The 18,069-nt window shown below is 64.4% G+C and carries 16 protein-coding genes; 4 read left to right on the forward strand and 12 right to left on the reverse strand.

Features of this window, described 5'->3' with window-relative positions; genetic code table 11:
- Nucleotides 1-50 precede the first annotated feature (50 nt).
- From P0D73_RS00060 to P0D73_RS00075, 4 genes are all read left to right on the forward strand, one after another.
- A complete protein-coding gene (locus P0D73_RS00060) occupies nucleotides 51-2,429 on the forward strand; it encodes a TonB-dependent receptor (RefSeq protein WP_408428896.1) in 2,379 nt (792 codons plus the stop codon).
- An 80-nt stretch (nucleotides 2,430-2,509) separates the two neighbouring features.
- Nucleotides 2,510-4,075: a PepSY-associated TM helix domain-containing protein gene (locus tag P0D73_RS00065; protein WP_408428899.1), complete on the forward strand. Its 1,566-nt coding sequence runs from the start codon at nucleotides 2,510-2,512 to the stop codon at nucleotides 4,073-4,075.
- Between the two features lie 119 nt (nucleotides 4,076-4,194).
- Entirely contained in the window at nucleotides 4,195-4,989 is a 795-nt protein-coding gene (locus P0D73_RS00070) for a DeoR/GlpR family DNA-binding transcription regulator (RefSeq protein ID WP_132377612.1), read from the forward strand.
- Nucleotides 4,986-6,152, forward strand: a complete 1,167-nt coding sequence (locus P0D73_RS00075) for an MFS transporter (RefSeq protein WP_408428902.1) — start codon at nucleotides 4,986-4,988, stop codon at nucleotides 6,150-6,152. The genes P0D73_RS00070 and P0D73_RS00075 overlap by 4 nt, the downstream gene beginning before the upstream one ends.
- 7 nt (nucleotides 6,153-6,159) lie before the next feature.
- Here P0D73_RS00075 and P0D73_RS00080 read toward each other — a convergent pair whose 3' ends face one another.
- The 12 genes from P0D73_RS00080 to cpaB form a co-directional block, all read right to left on the reverse strand.
- Nucleotides 6,160-6,873, reverse strand: coding sequence for a methyltransferase family protein (locus P0D73_RS00080; RefSeq protein ID WP_408428905.1), 714 nt, complete (start codon nucleotides 6,871-6,873; stop codon nucleotides 6,160-6,162).
- Nucleotides 6,874-6,880: 7 nt separating this feature from the next.
- Nucleotides 6,881-8,224, reverse strand: coding sequence for a vWA domain-containing protein (locus P0D73_RS00085; protein ID WP_408428907.1), 1,344 nt, complete (start codon nucleotides 8,222-8,224; stop codon nucleotides 6,881-6,883).
- A 50-nt stretch (nucleotides 8,225-8,274) separates the two neighbouring features.
- Nucleotides 8,275-8,904 carry a TadE/TadG family type IV pilus assembly protein gene (locus P0D73_RS00090; protein WP_132377616.1) on the reverse strand — a complete coding sequence of 210 codons (630 nt, stop codon included), beginning with the start codon at nucleotides 8,902-8,904 and terminating at the stop codon, nucleotides 8,275-8,277.
- Between the two features lies 1 nt (nucleotide 8,905).
- Nucleotides 8,906-9,436, reverse strand: coding sequence for a TadE/TadG family type IV pilus assembly protein (locus tag P0D73_RS00095; RefSeq protein WP_408428910.1), 531 nt, complete (start codon nucleotides 9,434-9,436; stop codon nucleotides 8,906-8,908).
- On the reverse strand, nucleotides 9,433-10,299 hold the full coding sequence (locus P0D73_RS00100; protein ID WP_408428913.1) for a sterol desaturase family protein: 867 nt from the start codon (nucleotides 10,297-10,299) through the stop codon (nucleotides 9,433-9,435). The genes P0D73_RS00095 and P0D73_RS00100 overlap by 4 nt, the downstream gene beginning before the upstream one ends.
- 26 nt (nucleotides 10,300-10,325) lie before the next feature.
- Nucleotides 10,326-11,282 carry a type II secretion system F family protein gene (locus tag P0D73_RS00105; protein WP_408320090.1) on the reverse strand — a complete coding sequence of 319 codons (957 nt, stop codon included), beginning with the start codon at nucleotides 11,280-11,282 and terminating at the stop codon, nucleotides 10,326-10,328.
- A gap of 44 nt (nucleotides 11,283-11,326) precedes the next feature.
- Nucleotides 11,327-12,304 carry a type II secretion system F family protein gene (locus tag P0D73_RS00110; protein WP_408428916.1) on the reverse strand — a complete coding sequence of 326 codons (978 nt, stop codon included), beginning with the start codon at nucleotides 12,302-12,304 and terminating at the stop codon, nucleotides 11,327-11,329.
- A 27-nt stretch (nucleotides 12,305-12,331) separates the two neighbouring features.
- A complete protein-coding gene (locus tag P0D73_RS00115; RefSeq protein WP_132377621.1) occupies nucleotides 12,332-13,714 on the reverse strand; it encodes a TadA family conjugal transfer-associated ATPase in 1,383 nt (460 codons plus the stop codon).
- A gap of 54 nt (nucleotides 13,715-13,768) precedes the next feature.
- Nucleotides 13,769-14,971, reverse strand: a complete 1,203-nt coding sequence (locus P0D73_RS00120; RefSeq protein ID WP_132377622.1) for a CpaE/TadZ family protein — start codon at nucleotides 14,969-14,971, stop codon at nucleotides 13,769-13,771.
- Nucleotides 14,972-15,017: 46 nt separating this feature from the next.
- Nucleotides 15,018-15,311, reverse strand: a complete 294-nt coding sequence (locus P0D73_RS00125; RefSeq protein ID WP_408428919.1) for a hypothetical protein — start codon at nucleotides 15,309-15,311, stop codon at nucleotides 15,018-15,020.
- A 23-nt stretch (nucleotides 15,312-15,334) separates the two neighbouring features.
- Nucleotides 15,335-17,134, reverse strand: coding sequence for a type II and III secretion system protein family protein (locus P0D73_RS00130; protein ID WP_408428922.1), 1,800 nt, complete (start codon nucleotides 17,132-17,134; stop codon nucleotides 15,335-15,337).
- An 87-nt stretch (nucleotides 17,135-17,221) separates the two neighbouring features.
- On the reverse strand, nucleotides 17,222-18,055 hold the full coding sequence (cpaB, locus tag P0D73_RS00135; protein WP_132377625.1) for a Flp pilus assembly protein CpaB: 834 nt from the start codon (nucleotides 18,053-18,055) through the stop codon (nucleotides 17,222-17,224).
- Nucleotides 18,056-18,069: the final 14 nt, after the last annotated feature.

The raw sequence follows: 18,069 nt of genomic DNA on the forward strand, positions 1-18,069 counted from the left end.
ACCCGTCGAGGGGGCGCGCGATCGCCTGTTCATGCATCAAGGAAACGTTCATGCTCAACTTCGCCCTGCGAAGGCTGCCCTTTTGCGCCCGCCGTGGCGCACGCGGCTTCTCGCGTCAACCGCTATCCCGGCCGTTTTTGTCCGGCTATCTGCCAGCCATCGTTCCGGCGTTCGTGCCGGCTTTCGTCGCCTCGCACGCTCATGCGCAGAGCGCGAGCGCCGAGGCCGCACTGCCCCCCATCAGCGTCAGCGCGAATGCGAGCGCCGCACCCCGCGCCGTCGATCCCAACCTGCCGGCTTCAGTCGAGACCGTCACCCGCGAGCAGTTCGACAACTGGAACGTCGTCAACACCGAAGACGTCCTGAAGTACATGCCGAACCTCGCCGTGCGCAAGCGCTTTATCGGCGATCTGAATTCGATCATCGCCGTGCGCGGCACCAGCAACACGCAAAGCGCGCGAGGTCTCGTCTACGCGGATGGTCTGCTGCTCAGCAATCTGCTCGGCAACAGCTATTCGTTTCCGCCGCGCTGGTCGATGGTGTTTCCCGACGAAATCCAGCAGGTCGATGTGATCTATGGGCCGTTTTCCGCGCTCTATCCGGGCAATTCGCTCGGCGCGACCGTGCTCATCAGCACACGCACGCCGAAACAGTTCGAAGCGACCGCCGACGTCAAGGGCTTCACCCAGCACTTCAGCCTGTTCGGCGTGAATCAGAATTTCAACGGCAGCGAAGCCAGCGCGACGCTCGGTGACCGCATCGGCAAATTTTCGTTTCTGCTCGGCGTGAATCATCTGGAAAACACCAGCCAGCCGCTGCAATTCGCCACGCTCGCCAAGTCCAGCACACCCGCCAAAGCCGGCGATACGCCGGTCACCGGCGCCTACTTCTACAACAACCAGACCAACACCCCGACGGCGGTACTCGGCGTGAACGGCGAAGGCATCGAACACACGGTGCAGGACCAGTTCAAGCTGAAGATGCAGTACGACTTCACGCCGACGCTGCAGGCCGGCTTCACGCTCGGATACTGGCATCAGACTTACAACAGCCAGACCTCGAGCTTTCTGCGCGATGCGAACGGCAATCCGGTCTACAGCGGCAAGGTGGCGATCGACGGTTACGAATACACCATTCCCGCCGCCGCATTCGCGCCGAGCCTGGGCCATAGCGAGAACTGGCTCTATGGCCTGTCGCTGAAAACGCGCAATGCCACCGGCTGGAATGGCGAAGCGATCGCTTCGTACTACGACGTCGGCAATAGCGTGGCGCGCACCGCGAATTCCGGCGCGCCGGGCAACGGTCCAGGCACGGTGATCTTCGGCGACGGCGCCGGCTGGAAAACGCTCGATCTGCGCAGCACCTATACGCCCGCGACACAACAGGCGGGGCTCGCGAATCATGCGCTCAGCTTCGGCTATCACTACGACAACTACTTCCTCGACAACGAGAGTTACAACACGCTGAACTGGCGCGACGGCGCGGCGACGTCGTTCGCCAATGCGTTTGCCGGCAAGACGCAGACCCAGGCGCTCTACGCGCAGGACGCATGGCGCTTTCTGCCGCGCTGGAAGCTCGTCTACGGCGTGCGCTACGAAGACTGGCAGGCGTATGGCGGCTCGCAGTCGCTGGGCGGCACGACCCTGCCGTACAGCGACGCGAGCCAGCAGCACTTCTCGCCGAAAGCCTCCTTGTCGTTCGACGTCACCGACGATCTGATCGTGCGCGCGTCCATCGGCCGCGCCTATCGCTTTCCGACGGTCAGCGAGTTGTTTCAAGGGCAGATCAACGGCTCCACGATCGTCAACAACAATCCGAACCTGAAGCCCGAAGACGATCTCTCGAAGGAACTGACCGCCGAATGGGCGCACTGGAACGGCGTGTTCCGCTTCTCGCTGTTTCAGGACGACGTGAAGAACACGATCTTCAGCCAGACCGATACGACCGTGATTCCCAACGTGACGAACTTCCAGAACATCGGCAAGGTCCGCTCGCGCGGCGTGGAAACGAGCTACTCGGGAGAGAACGTGCTGCTGCGCGGCCTGGACCTGCTGGCGAGCGTGGCCTACACGCAGTCGAAGATCATCGCCAACGCGCAGAACCCGGCCACGGTCGGCAAATACTTCTACCGGATTCCGCTGTGGCGCGCGGATCTCGCCGCGACGTATCACTTCGACGAACGCGCGGCCCTTACACTTGCCGCGCGCTATTCGGGCCGTCAGTACAACACGCTCACCAACACCGACACGAATCCGGATGTGTTCGGCGGCACGAGTTCGTACACGGTGGCCGACGCGAAATTCACCTACAAGCCGACCAGGCTAAGTGAAGTCGGCATCGGCGTCGACAACCTGTTCGATGCCCGCTACTTCGTCTACCACCCGTATCCCGGCCGCACGTTCTACGTGGAAGCGAAGCTGCGCATGTGAGCGCGCTGAACGTGCCGCAGTCGAGTGCGCAGCCACGCTGCTCGAACCGATCGATTCATTTTTTACTTCAGGAGGATTTCATGTCCACCACCGCTCCCACCGACGCTCGACGCATCACGCCCTCGACGTCCGCGGTCCATCCGGGCTACCGGACGCTCTGGCGCTGGCATTTTTATGCGGGCCTCTTCGTGATGCCGTTTCTGGTCGTGCTGGCGATCACCGGCACGCTGTATTGCTTCCAGCCGCAAATCGAGCCGCTGCTTTATCCGCAGCGCCTGATCGTCGCACCGCAAGCCGTACCGAGGCTGCCCGAAGACGCGCTGCTGGCGAGAGCGCGTGCGGCCATGCCGCCGGATGCTGTCGCAGTGACCGCGGTCGTCGCGAGCGCGCCGGAGCGCAGCGCCGAATTCATCTTCCGTCTCGCGGACGGCGATAAGCAGAGCGTCTATGTGAATCCCTACACCGGCGCGGTGCTGGGCACGCTGAGCGTCGAGCGGCGCTTCATGCAGGTGGACCGGATGCTTCATCGCAAACTGCTGCTCGGCAAACCCGGCGAGTTGCTGATGGAACTCGCCGCGTGCTGGACGCTCGTGATGATCGGCACCGGCGTCGCGTTGTGGTGGCCGCGCGAGAAAACCACCGCACGTGCGGCGCTGTTGCCGCGCTTCACGCTGAAGGGGCGCGCGCTGTGGAAGAACGTCCACGCCGTGATGGGCATCTGGCTCGCGCTCGGTGCGCTCGCGTTCGTATTGACGGGACTGCCGTGGACGGGTTCATGGGGCAAGCAGTTCAAGGCGCTCGCGACCGCCGCGAATCTCGGCGCGCCGCCGGGTTCGTGGGGCGGTTTGCCGTTGCAATCCGCCATGCCTGGAAAGAGCGGCAAGCAGCCCTCCGCGGCGGACACGCGCGCAGCGGATACGGCGCAAGATGAGCACGCCGAACACAACGGCCACGGCATCCATGCCGCTAACACGGCCTCGATGCCCGGCATGGTCATGGACGACCTGCCTCTGCCGCTCACGCCCTGGGCCGTCGGCAACACACGCGTGCCAAACTCCGACGCCAACACCAACTCCGGCTCCGATGAGGCAACCGCGATACACCCGCTGCCGCTCGGCCGTGTCGTCGCACTGGCGGCCTCGCTCGGCGTGACGGACGGCTACAACATCGTGCTGCCTGCTTCCTCGACCGGCGTCTACACCGTCTCGTACTTCCCGGACGATCCCAAAGACGAACGCACGCTGTACATCGAGCAATACAGCGGCGCAATCCTGAAGGACATCCGCTATGCCGATTACGGCGCGGTGTCGAAGGCCGTGTCGTACGGCACGTCGCTGCATATGGGCCGTTATTTCGGCGTCGCCAACCAGACTCTCTGCGCCGCGATTTCGTTAGGGCTGGCGGCGATGGCCGTCACCGGCTGTGTGATGTGGTGGAAGCGGCGGCCGCAACGCTCGCTCGGCGCACCGTCGCGCGAACGTGCCGCGCCGCCGATGCGCGGCTGGAAAACCGGCCTCGTGCTGCTCGGCATCGTGTTCCCGTTGATGGGCGCCACGCTGCTCGCGGTGTGGCTCGCCGACCGCGCGATTTTCGGCCGTGGTTCGCGCCGCGCCGGTGTGGTCCAGACGGAGGTTGCGGAACAGTGAGCCGGCCCGTGTTTCCGCGGAAACGGACCTTGGCTTGCACAAACACGTTGCAGGCCTTGAACGTTTACGCTACATTTTGCTCGATTATGATCGTTTCATAGACCGAGCAAGGTGAAGACATGCAACGGACGCGACAGGAAGCCATCGACGGGCTGCTGCCCGAGCAGCGCGAACAGCTGATTCTGGAGCGGCTGCGGGCGCACGGGCGCGTGCTGGCGTCGGCACTCGCGGCGGAACTCCAGACTTCGGAGCACACGGTGCGACGCCATCTGCGTGATCTCGCCGATCAGGGTCATTGCAAGCGCGTCTACGGCGGCGCCCTGCTGATCTCGCCGGCCGACAAACCCGCGTCGGTGCGCATGGGCGAAGCTGTGGATCGCAAGGCCTGCCTCGCCGCCGCCGCGGTGTCGATCGTCCGCTCGAAGCAGATCATCCTGCTGGATGCGGGTTCGACGAACGTCGCGATTGCCGACGCGCTGCCCGACAACGCGGACCTGACCGTCGTGACGAATTCACCCGAGGCCGCCGCTCGTCTGCTGAACCGGCCGGGATTCGAGGTAATTCTCGTCGGCGGACGGATCGCGCGCGGCGCGGCGGGCTCGCTCGGCGCAACTGCCTTGCTGCAGATCCAGCAGATCCGCGCCGATCTCTGTTTCCTCGGCGCCTGCGCGCTCGATGCGGACGAAGGTGTCGCCGCCTTCGACGCCGAAGATGCCGAACTCAAACGGGCGATGCTAAAGGCAAGCGGCCAGATCGCCATCGCCATGACTTCGGAAAAGCTGATGACGGCGGCGCCGTTCTCGGTGGCGCCCGCTTCCGCCGTAGACTACCTGTTCGTCGAAGCCGACGTGAGCGCCGCGCGCCTCGCCAGCCTGGAGGCCGTCTGCGACAACGTGATGGTGGCCCGCTCATGACATCGTCCGCTGCTGCCCCTATCAAGCCCGTCAAGGAACGCATCGCGACCTTGGGCGTGTTTCTCGCCAACGGCTTCGGCATTGGCGCGTGGGCCGTCGAAGTCCCGCGCATCAAGGAAAGCCTGGCGCTGGGCGACGCCTCGCTCGGGATCGCGCTGTTCGCCTTCGCGCTCGGCGCCATTGTCGCGATGCCGCTGGCGGGACAACTGGCGCCGCGCTTCGGCAGTGGCCGCGCCACCGTGCTGCTCGGCGCGGCATTCGTCATCGCGCTGCCGCTACCCGCCCTGGCACCGGGCATGGCGGCGCTGTGCGTCGTGCTGTTTCTGCTCGGCGCGGCGAACGGCGCGCTCGACGTCTCCATGAACGGCCACGCCAGCACGATCGAAACGCAGTGGCACGCGCCGATCATGTCGTCGTTTCATGCGGCCTGGAGCGCGGGCGGCCTGCTCGGCGCCGCCACGGGCGCAATGCTGCAAAAAGGCGGTGCCGGCGTGATCGGCGGCCTGTTGATACCGGACCTGTTCATCGCTGTCCTGGTCGTCGCCGCCGCGGTGCTCGCGTTGCGTGATCTGGGTCCGAGAGCCGCTGCCGCGTCGAGCGGCCTGGCGTGGCCCTCGTCAGCCGTGATGAAGCTCGCGATGCTCGCGTTCCTTTGCATGCTGGTGGAAGGCGCGGTCGCCGACTGGAGCGCCGTGTATCTGCGCTCGGCGTTGAACCGCGAGGCCAGCGTCGCCGCGATCGGCTACTCCGCGTTCGCCTTCTCGATGGCGGCGTGCCGCATCGTCGGCGATGTGTCCGTGCGCCGTTTCGGCTCGAGCAAGGTCGTTGCGCTGGGCGGTCTGATCGCGGTGGCCGGGCTTGCGCTCGTGCTGAGCTGGCCGACAGTCTTCACCGCTTGCGTGGGCTTCGCGATGGTTGGTGTCGGCCTCGCGAATATCGTTCCGGTGATTTTCAGCGCGGCGGGCCGCTCGACGCTCACGCCGGCGACCGGCGTGTCGATGGCCGCCACCTTCGGTTATGCGGGCTTCCTGGTCGGGCCGCCGTTGATCGGCCTCGGCGCGGGCCTGCTCGGCCTGCGCCTCGCCTTGTGCGTGCTCGTCATGGCGACGTTGGTCGTCTGCCTGGTCGGCGGCAAGGCGGTGCGCAGCGCACGGCTTGCTTAGAACACGCCTAGAACAGGCCCGGAATCACGCGGTAACGCACGCGGGCCTTGTAGGTACGATAGCCTTCGTCCGCCGAGAGAAGCTGCTCCTCGCGCACGATGCGCCCGACCTGCAACGCGAACTGACAACCGTACACCAGCAGGTTTTGCAGACCGAAGTTCACCAGCAGAAAACCGATGTCGGTGATGAAGTAACCGAGGTACATCGGATGCCGAACGAAGCGATAGGCGCCACGCGATACGACGCCGCGATTGGCCGGCAAGATGCCGAACGAGCGGCGCAGCGAGGCCTTGGCGAACAGCTGCCAGCAAATCCCCAAAAGTTGCAGCGCTGCGCCGATGGTCTCCGGCACGAGCTGCGCGCCGGGCGCGAGACGCACGGCGAGAAAGTAGTACGTACCGCCCATCGAGCAAATGAAGGCGAACGGCCGCCAGTCGCGTTTCATCGGCACCCGCGTGAAGAGCGACAAGCCCACCGTGAAGCAAGCGGCGACCACCAGCAATAACAGCGTGATCCGCGACGGCGCCGCGCGCCATTGCGTGATCGCAGCGTAGGCAAACAGACTCAGCATGAGCGCGGCGCCCGCCCGCGCAACCACCTCCACCAGCGCGTGGCGCAGGCCGACCGCGCTGCCCGAATCGGCGGACATGGTGCTCGATGCCGAAGCGCCTTGCGCGCTGACGGCGAGTGGCAGGTCTTGCAAAGGTGTCGTCGGGGTCATGGCACGCTCACTTGGAAATACGAAGGATTTGCGAAGCCAGTTGCGAAAAGCACGGCTTCAGATCGGCTGGCGTCGCGGCGTAGCAGTACACGCCGACGGGCTGTTTTGAGTTGTAGCAACGCGAGGGCGAATCGGCGGTGTTCGCCATGCACTTGAGCACGTCCTGGCCGATTTCGTTGTCCGGACCGGCGGGCTGCACCAGTTCGGGTCCGTAACCGAGCGTGAACACGTAGGTGCCTTCGGCGCGCGCCGCCGCGGCCATCGCTTCGAGCAGATTGCGCGACGCGCGGTTGACGTTCACATACGTGATGTCGCCGTTCGGCACGGCGCGCGGCGCGGTCACGGGCCAGATCGGGAAGACCTGTTCGTTCTTGTCGTGCGCGTTGTACCAGTTCGGCATGGCCGTCACGAGCTTGGTCACGTTGCTCTGGTAGCACGGCGAACCGAGCTGCTGGCTGAGCGAATTCATGTTGTACAGCCCGGACATCGTGCCCGCGCTGTCCGGGCTCGCGATCGTGCCGGCGGTGTTGTTGCAACCGCTCTGATTGGTCGTGAAGAACGAGGAGAAACTGTTCGGCGCGCCGTCCGAGAAGAACACGATCACCCGCAAGCTGGACGGCTGTGTGATCACCGTATTCAACTGGTTGCGCGCGTTCCAGATCGCTTCAGCCGAATTGGTGCTGCCATTGAACGAGTATTTTTTGATGTCGGCGGTCATCGTCGCGCGATCGAAACCGCGCGTATTGCCTTTGAAAGGCACGTCGACCACGGTGCCGTAAGCGAAGTGCATCAGCGCCACACGGTCGTTGGTCACATCGAAATTATTGAGGAATGCCACGGCATTCGAGCGCACCGCGGCCGGCACGCCGGAAGTGTTCAGCGAGCCCGTGGTATCGATCACGAACGCCATATCCAACGTCTTGCGAATCGCCTGCGAAGACGAACTCACGTTCAGCACCTTGAATCCAAGTACCTTCGTGAAGCTGACCGGCACGCTCGCCTGCGCGGTCATGCCGATCGTCACCGTGCCGCCGGTGTTGAACACGATCGAGGGTGTGCCCGCCGTCACGCTGGAGCCGAGAAAACCCGCCGGATAGTTCGCCGCGAAAAAGGCCGTCGCCGCCTGCTGTGCGTTATTGGTCTGCTCCGTCTGGTTGCTGCCGCGCGTGACCGCCTCGCCGGCCGCGATCACCGCGCCGTCGGTGGCGGCATCCAGACGTGCCTTGATCATGTAGCCGAAACCGGAATCCACCGCGAGACCGAGGATGCCTAGCAACGCGATCAGCGACACCGCCGCGATGATGCTGACCGATCCCCTCTGCCGTCTTCTGAACGCCGCTGTTGTTTTCATTACTACCCCCGGTCCTGCGTTTTTTTTATTTGGCTCGGCTGTTCGCCCGGTCAGAACACCGTCATTGCGTAGAGATTCGGCGAGAGCGCAGGTGTCGTGAAGCCGCCGCCGAGATCCAGCGAACCGATCAGTGGCGTCTGCAGATAGAACGCCTCGACCACGTAAGCGATCTGGCCGTCGGAGAGCTTGCCTTGCAGCAGGTTTACCACCGGCGACGTCTTCCCCGCGGCTGGAATGCCACTGCAACTGCCGGTGCCGTCCGTCGCCCAGCGCGTGCCGGCGTTGCCGCAATTCCATAACTGGCTCGCCGGATAGTAATTGCCGCCGTTCCAGCGATACTGCGCGACCACCACGCCCGTGCAATTGTTGCCGCTGCTGTCGCAGTTGTTGTTGCCCATGATCTCGGTAATGTAGATCATGCCGTTGGCGTTCATGTTCAGCGGCGGTGTGGTCGATGTGAGCGAGGACATGATGGTCTGCATCGGAAACGTGAGCGACGCGCGCGAAGACAGGCTCGCGCCTTCGCGGCTCACGTTGATCAGAATCATCTGTGCCTGGACGTTGCGCGCAATGTCATACACCGGCAGCGCGAGCGCCACCAGCATCGGCAGCAACAACGCCATTTCCACACTGACGATGCCTTTGGACGCGCGGCGGCTTCGCAAGGAACGTGTACGCATGTCAGAAGCCCTCGTTGCGCATCGTCGCCGCGACGCTGAAGCTGAAATTGCCGTTGGCGAAGAACGGCTTGACCAGCGGCGTGAGAAGCGGCCAGATGCAGTTGATCTGCAACACCACAATATCGCCGGGATTACCGAACATGCCGGTGCTGTAACTCGTCTGCGTGTTGTAGGTCTGGCTCGCGCCATTGATGGTGATCACGTAACTCGGCGAGACGAGTGAATAGAGACCCATCGAGCTGTCCTTGATCTCCTGCACGACGGCCAGGTAACGCTGCTGGTTGGTCGCGTTCGGGTCGAGGTTGGTTTGCCCCGTTACCGAATAACGCGCGCCTTCCCTCACCGCGTATTGCATGGTCAGATTGACCCACAGCGCGACGCCGAGATCCATGGCGATGCACAGCAGCAGAAACAGCAGCGGCGCGACCAGCGCGAACTCGATCGTGGCGGCGCCGCGCTGCTTGCCCGCAGGTCCGCGCTTGCCCGCGCGCGCCACTGCGCTAAAGGTGGACTTCTGGCGAGCGGCTTTCATTTCGTCTCCTTGTCCAGCAGCGGCACCGGCTTGCCGCCGAGCCCCGTGCCGCGCTCGGCGTGCAGGCGCAGCGGCCAGCAGAATGCTTCCAGCAGCGAACGCGGTTGCGCGCCGTCGTCGAGACCGGTAGCCGGCCACTCCTCTCGGGCCGGCACCCACTGCGTGTCGAACAGGTGATCCCACAGCGGCAGCAGTTGCGTGAAGTTATGGTCGAAATGCTCAGTGCGGTTCGAATGATGCAGGCGGTGATATTGCGGATTGTTAACCCACGTGATGTAGCGGCCGAGGTCCACGCGCAGATTCAGATGCGCGAAATAATTGCCGAACATGAATACGATCGAAGTCAAACCGACAATCCACGGTTCGACCTTGAATAGCACGCCGACGAGCGGATAGAGCAGACAGCCCTTGATGAGCGATTCGATCCAGTGGTGCCGCCACGTGACCGTGACATTGAACTCGACCGCGCTATGGTGCAGCGAATGCAGCTTCCACAGCATGGGCCACGTGTGCTGCAGGCGGTGAAACGCGTATTCGAGCACGTCGATGGTCAACAGCACGATCACGAACGAGGCCAACGCGCCGAACCCGTGCGAGTTCAAGACCACCATGCCGCCGCCGAGCGCATTCACGATCGTAATGCTCGCCGCCGCAGTCAACGGCCTCATCGCTTCCACCATCGCCAGATACACGCCCGCGTAGGCCACGTTGAAACGCTGCCCGGCGCGCGATTGCAGCATCACGGCAGGCCAGCGCCGTTCCAGCGCCGCGCCCGCGGCCATCACCACCAGCCCGAGCGCGTACGCGCGCAGCCAGATGCTTGCGTGATTCATCAGATCAGGAAACGGGCTGGATGCAAACATGTGATTCTCCAGTGAATGCCTGGCGTTCAACCACCCGAGATGCCGTTGATGGCCGGGAACAGCTGACGCATGACCTGGATCGCTGACGGACCGACCAGCACAGCCAGCAGCGTTGGAAAAATAAAAAACATCAGCGGAAACAGGAGTTTCAAAGCGATCTTCGCAGCCTGCTCTTCCGCGCGCAAGCGCCGTTTGGTGCGCAAGTTGTCGGTATAAACACGGAGCGAGTCGCCCACGCTGGTGCCAAAGCGGTCAGCCTGAATCAGCATCGCGGCGAGCGTGTCGATATCTTCCACGCCGGTGCGCAGCGACAGGTTGCGCAAGGCCTTGTCGCGGCCCGAACCGGCACGCAGCTCCAGCAGCACCATGTCGAATTCATCTTTCAGCGTGTGGCTCTTCACGCCGATTTCCTGGGTGACGCGCATCATCGCCGCGTCGAGGCCGAGACCCGCTTCCACGCACACGGTCATCAGATCGAGCGCGTCGGGCAAATCTTCGAACAGCTTGCGCTGCCGGCTTTCGACGAGCCGCGTCATCACGAGGTTCGGCAGGTAGAAGCCGAGCGCCGACGCGGCCAGCACCGTCAGCAGCAGATAGATGCGCTGACCAGCTTCGAAGGCGTTGCCGAAACAGATCAGCGCGATGGCCGGCAGCGCGAGCGCCAGCACGGTCTTGGCGGCGAAATAGATCGCCGGCGCAGACGGTGTGCGGATGCCCGCATTCGCGAAGCGCAGACGCAGCGCCGATTTGTCCCAGTCCTCTTTCGGCAGCGACAGTTTGGCGACCCGCTCGGACATCTTCGTGACCGTCTCGACCCAGTTCTTCTGTGCGCCGGCGTCCCTTTCGCTGGCGACGTCGGGCTGCCCGAGTTCCTCGATGCGCCGTTGCACAGGATCGGGGCGCAGCAGTGACATCGCCTTCAGCGCCGCGCCGAACACGATCAGGAACATCACCCCCAGCAGCACGATCTGTTCTATTTTCATGATCTGCGGGCAGGGCCCGCGCTCCTCGTGTCGAAAGCAGTGGTCTAGATATGGATGCGCACGACTTTGCGCATCCACAGGATGCCGAACAGCATCATCGTTATCGCCACGCCGGCGAGTTGCACGCCGGCCGGGTCCGTCCAGAACACACTGATGTAGCCCGGATTGAGCACCGTCAGCAGCCCAAGAATGGCGAACGGCAACACGCCGAGCACCCAGGCCGACAGGCGTCCTTCCGCCGACAACACCCGCACCTTGCCGAGCAGCTTGAGCCGCTCGCGAATGATGCCGGCGATGGAACCCAGAATCTCCGCCAGATTGCCGCCCGCCTCACGCTGGATCAGCACGGCGATCACGAAGTAGCGCAGGTCCTCGACCGGCACGCGGCTCACCATGTTCAGGAGCGCGTCGTTCATCGAAACGCCGTAGTTGATCTCGTCGAACACCAGCGCGAATTCGCCGCCGAGCGGTTCGGGCAACTCCTCGCCGACCATGCCGAGCGCGGCGGGAAAGGAATGCCCGGCGCGCAGTGCGCGAGCGATCAGATCGGCCGCATCGGGCAACTGCCGCTCGAGTTGCAGCACGCGTTTGGTGCGGTTGCGGCGCAGAATCGTGACCGGCAGCAGGCAGGCCACGACGGCGAGCACGCTCATGACCGGCGCTGGCACGTGCAACACGAAACCGGCAAAAGCGCCCGCGAGTCCGCACAGCAACGTGTAAGTGATGAAGCGCGCCACCGACCACTTCAGCCCGGACTGCTGCAACTGCCGGTCGAGCGCATGCACACGCGGCATGCGCAGTAGCAGGTTCGTGACGAACGGCGACTCGCTCAGCATGCGCTGCTTGAGAATCGAGAGCTGTTGGCCGCTCACGTTGCCACCCGCGGAGAGCGCGCGAATGCGCTCGTCCATGCGTTTGACGTCCTTGCCGTGATGGCTGCTCCAGAACAGATAGACGGCCTCGATGGCGAGCACGACCGCGAGAAACGCGAGCACCGCAAAACCGATAAACGACGTGTTCATGTCCCTCTCCTCAAACCCGTGGCGCGTTCATACTTCGAAACGCCGTGCCGGATCGAACATCTGGTCCGGCAGCACGATGCCGAAGCCCGCCAGCCGCTCGCAGAATTTCGGCCGCACGCCGCTCGCGCAAAAATAGCCTTTGATCATGCCGTTTTCGTCGACGCCGGTGCGCTTGAACGTGAAGATCTCCTGCATGTTGATGATGTCGCCTTCCATGCCGGTGATTTCCTGAATGCTCATCAGCTTGCGGCGCCCGTCGGTCAGACGCGAGGCCTGCACCACCACCGTGATCGCCGAAGCGATCTGCTGACGGATCGCCTTGATCGGCATCGGCAGACCCGCCATGCCGACCATATTCTCGAGACGCGTGAGCGCGTCGCGCGGCGTGTTCGCGTGCAGCGTCGCCATCGATCCTTCGTGGCCGGTGTTCATGGCGTGCAGCATGTCGAGCGCTTCGGCGCCGCGCACTTCGCCGAGCACGATACGGTCGGGGCGCATCCGCAGCGCGTTGCGCACCAGCGAGCGCTGTGAGATCTCGCCCTTGCCTTCGATATTCGGCGGCCGTGTTTCGAGCCGCAGCACGTGCTGCTGGCGCATCTGCAATTCGGCCGCGTCTTCGATCGTCACGACCCGCTCGTCTTCCGGAATGAAGCCGGAGAGCAGATTGAGCAGCGTGGTTTTGCCGCTGCCCGTGCCGCCGGAAATCAGCACGTTCAGCTTCGATTTGATCAGCGCTTCGAGCAGTTGCGCCATCGCGGGCGTGAAGCTCTGGTTGTTCACCATGTCGGTGACCGTGAGCGGATTCACCGCGAAGCGGCGAATCGACACCAGCGGGCCGTCGATCGCGGACGGCGGAATGATCGCGTTGACACGCGAGCCGTCAGGCAGGCGCGCGTCGACCATCGGCGTGGATTCGTCGATCCGGCGGCCCACGCGCGAAACGATGCGCTCGATGATCTTCATCAGATGCGCGTCGTCGTAGAAGGTCACGTCCGTATGTTCGAGGCGGCCGCGCCGTTCCACATACACGTGCTGCGACGTGTTGACCAGAATGTCGGAGATGGTCGGGTCGTTGAGCAGCGGTTCGAGCGGGCCGAGGCCGACCATTTCGTCGTGCACGTCCTGGGCAAGACGGCGGCGCTCGAGTTCGTTCATCGGGATCTTGTCTTCGTCGACGATCCGCTCCACCAGTTGCGCCAGTTCGCGCTTGATCTGCTCGGGCGACAAGCGTTGCAGCTTGTCGAGCTCCACCCGGTCGATAATCGCCTGATGAATGTTCATCTTGAGCTGCTGATACGCGCGCCGCGCCGCGAGGCTGTCGGCGGCCGCGCCGGCAGCCGCCGTCGCGGGACTGGCGCTGTCGAACGACAACGTGCCGCTCTGGATCATCAACTGTTCGCGCAATGACATGGTGCTCTCCGCATTCTTTTCGATGGCAACCGGGCTTGAACGGATTCAGGCGGCTCAGTGTCCGGGCTTCAACTGCGGCGGCGAATTCGGCCGGCTGGCGAACAGACGCCCGAGCACGCTCTTGCGCTCCGCAACCGGCAACGGCCACAGCAACGCGGCCAGTTGCGAGATGCCCTGGGCGAGCGCGCCGCCCTTCGCGCCGGTGACGAGCGGCACGCCGTGATTCAACGCCTCGGTGGCCTGCTTCTCATCGCGCGGCAAGTGATGCGCGACTTTCGCGCCGAACGTTTCTTCGAGCGTCGCAAGGTTGATGCGCGCATTCTTGTCGTACTGGTTGACGATCACTTTCAACTTGCTCGCCGGATAGCCGAGCTCCTTGAAAATGTCGAGCATGCGGCGGCCCGCATGCAGGTACAGAATGTTCTGCCGCACCACCATGCAGATCGAGTCGCTATGATCGAGCGCGTGGATTGCGAGCGGATTGATGTTCTGGCCGACGTCGATCAGCACCGCGTCGTATTGCTCGCGCACCAGCGTAAGAATCCGTTCGAGATGCGCGGCGCGCAATTCGCCCGATTTGACCGGATCGCCCGCGCCGGCCAGCACGTCGAGATTCGCGTGCACGTGCATCACGCAAGATTCAAAGAAAGCGGCGTCGAGCCGGTCGATCTGCGAGCACAGGTCCGCGAGCGTGGCAGGCGGCGCTTTGTCGGCGACCAGCAGGCTCGCGTCGGCGAATTGCTGGTTCAGGTCGATCAACAGCACGCGCTTGTCGCGCAAGGCGGCCAGCGCGTAAGCGAGATTCACGGCGATCAGGGTGGTGCCGCTGCCGCCCTTGCAGGACGTGAACGACACCACGCGGCCGTCGCGGCGCACGCCGGCGTGTTTCTTCGCCGAGACGTGGGCGAGCGCGTCGGCGATCTCGCGGTCGTCGAGCGGCCAGGACAGCACGTGCCGCACGCCGACGCGCATCGCCGCCATCAGCAGCGTGGTCGACGGCGCCGGGGTCACCAGCATGCAATGCAGATGCGGGAGGTGGGACAGCACCTCCTCGACGCCGCTCAGATCACGCGGCGTCAAGTCGGCGTCGTCGACGATCAGCAGATCGGCGCTCTTGATCGCCGCGGCGTGCACGCGCAACTGCTTCGCTGTACCGTGCAGCGTACGCAGACGAAACGCGATGCCGCTTGCCTCGAGACGCGCGGCGATCTGCGGCGCGCGCTCGGCGCTGGACGAAATCAGAAGGGTGTCGATCATGGTCAGTCTCCGCTGGCGCTAAACCGAGCCGCCTGGTTGTGTCGCTTCAATACCCGTTCGATGAGCCGACGCCGATCGTAAAGGCATTGGTCGGCGGGGGCGGCGCGGTAAACGATTTGGCGTAGCTCTTCTGCGCCGCGGCGGCCGCCGTGCCGTCGATACCCGCAACCGGATCGTTATTGGCCGAGGCATTGGGATTGAGCGTCTGCATTTCCTTGATCTGGTTGACCGAGTCGCCGAACGTCGCGTCCCAGTGCGGCGTCGAGCTCAGGCAGCCGGCGAGCGCGGCGCTCAAGCCGGCGCACAGCGCCGTGCGGATCAGTGTCTTGGTGCTTGTCATGTCGATCTCCGGTAGGCCGCGCGTTACTGCGAGGCGTGTGAGTCGCTGGTTTCCGGCGCGGCCGGGATCACCGCCACCGACGCAGCCGCGCTCGGTGCGGGTGCGGGAACCGGCACGGGTGCCGGCGCCGGTGCCGCTGCGGGTGCCGAAGCCCCCGCAGCCGGCGCGGCGCGCTTCTCGCCTTCCATGTGGCCGGTCAGGTACACGTTCGCTTCGCTGGCGTCGCCGAAGTGGTCGGTCGGCAGGGGATAGTGCTCCGGCAGCGGTTTGGCGAGACGCGGCGTCACGACGAACACCAGTTCGGTCTTGTCCTGCTCGTAGCTGGTGCTGCGGAACAGCGCGCCGAGCACGGGCAATTCCGCGGCGCCGGGCAAGCCCTTGATCGTGCCGGTCACGTTGCTCTTCAGCAGGCCGCCGATCGCGAAGCTCTGGCCGTCGAACACCTGCAGCGTGGTGGAGGCGCGCCGCGTCGTGATCAGCGGCAGGATCGAGGTCGTGTTCGAGTTGCCGGCGCTGACCACCACGCCGGTGGACGACAGTTCGGACACTTCCGGCGCCACTTTCAGGTTGATGCGGCCGCCTTCGAGCACGGTCGGCGTGAAGGTCAGGCCGACACCGTACTGTTCTTCCTGCAGCACGATGGTCGTGCCGCCCGCGCCGTTGCTTTGCGGCACCGGAATATAGACTTTGCCGCCCGCGAGGAAACTCGCTTCCTGGCCGCTGATCGCGATCAGGTTCGGCTCGGCGAGGATCTTCACGAGCTGATCGGTTTTCTGCGCGTCGATGGCCATCTTGAGCGGCGAGTTGTTCGCTTTCGATGCGGTCAGCGCGCTGAGTCCGCCCGACAGGTAATTGGCCAGCAAGCCGAAGCTCCAGCTGCCGATGCCGCCGTTGATGTTGGCCGCCATACCGAGCTGGTCGATCAGCGTCTTCGAGACTTCGGCGACCTTCACTTCGAGCATGACCTGCTGCGGCGCAGCCACATGCATCATGTTGATGATGCGTTCGCCGCCCGCGCTGCCGAGCGACGGCGCCGGCATGCCCATCGCGCGCGGCGCGGCGCCGACCGGCAAGGGGCCGTTGCCCATCGGTGCGGCGCCTTGCAAGGCGGTGGTGGGACGGGACACGAAGGCGCGCGCCAGTTCGAGCACGCGTTCGGCCTTGACCGCATCGGTGACCGTGCCGGTCAGCACCAGCGTATCGGCGGCGGCCTTCACCTGAATGCCGGTTTCCTCTGGCATCAGCGCGGCGAGAGTTTGTTGCAGCCCGCCCGGGTCCGCGCCGACGCTCACGTCGATGATCGTGCAGGAGCCGCTGCGGCCTTGCACGATCATGTTGGTGGTGCCGACGTCGGAGCCGAGCAGATAAAGTGTTTGCGGGGAAACGAGCATGGCCTGCACGATCGACGGATTGCCGACGGTGCGGCTCTTCACCGGTTCGCGCACATCGACCATCGCGGATTTGCCGACCGGGATCGTCACCGAGCTATGTTCGGCGACCGGGCCGCTGCAATTCGGTCCGCGGCTGCCTTGCTGCGCGCCGCCTGACGAAGCGCCCGCGCCCATGCCGCTCGCGGCGATGGTCAGACGCACCGAACCATTCGACGCCAACGTGAGCGGCACGTCCGGCAGGCCCGGCACGCCCGCGGCGGCGTTCTGGCCGGCCGCTTGCGCCACCGGCAGCATCGTCAGGTACATGCCCAGCAGCAAACAGGTGCAGGCTTCGGCGATCCGCGTGCGGCCGCGCGGCGAGCGCGGATTCGCTTCGCGCTCGCCGCGCGGGTGCTGCGGCGCGCTAGCGCGCTGAGTCGTTATGGCGTTCATGTCCTACCCCCGTTATATGCCGCTTTTTTTTGCGTGCCGGTCTGGATGTCAGTCACGCATCGGTCACGGCTTGCAGGCCCGAGCCTGTCAAAAGCATTCTTGTCTTGCGTCGGCGCCGTCGAGCACTCGCACGCAGTTGGCCGGCGCATGCGCCGCCACCTTGCGCACGATGCGCACCGGCTTCGGCTCGGGTGCGGGCACCACGGCGACCGGCGTTTGCAGCAGGCTGGCCTTGGTGGCGCCGGCGGTGTCGATCGCTTTCGGATCGATCTGGTTGCGCAACACCAGCGACAGCGTGCCGATGCTGCGTGCAAGGTCGATCTTCTCGGCCTGTTCCGGCGACACTTCGAGCGTCACCGCGTCGACCACCTTCGGCTTGGTTTCGTCGCGACCCACTTCCTGCGCGACGGCCAGCACGAGAATCTTTTCGAGCACGATCTTCGAAATGTTCTGGTCACGCGTTGCACCAGGGTCGCGGCCATCCTTCTGCGTGTTGACGATGATGTCGACGTAATTGCCCGGCAGCGCGAAGCCCGCGACGCCGATTACGTCGTTCACCCGCACCGTGATGGCGCGCTTGCCTTCGCCGATCACCGCCGAGAGGCCGCCGAGCGTGCCGACCGGCGTGAGCTTCGCCTCGAGAATCGGTTCGCCGTGCAGCAGGCTTTCCTTCAGCACGCGGCCGTCGAGTTTCTGGATGTCGGTGAAGGAACCGGGCGGCACGCTATTGGACGGCCAGTCGGTGAGCTTGAGGAAGTCCGGGCCGATCCGCTGACCGAGATTGATATCGGATGCCGCCACCACGACCTTGGTCGTGGCATTCGACGACTGCGAGACCATCCAGCGCGAGGCGAACACCACCGCGGTGAGGCCCGCCAGCGTCGCGATCAGCAGCATCGTTACAGCGCGCGCGTTTTTCATTTTCAACCCCCGAT

Source organism: Paraburkholderia sp. RL18-101-BIB-B (assembly GCF_046026985.1).
In the GTDB taxonomy this organism is placed as follows: domain Bacteria; phylum Pseudomonadota; class Gammaproteobacteria; order Burkholderiales; family Burkholderiaceae; genus Paraburkholderia.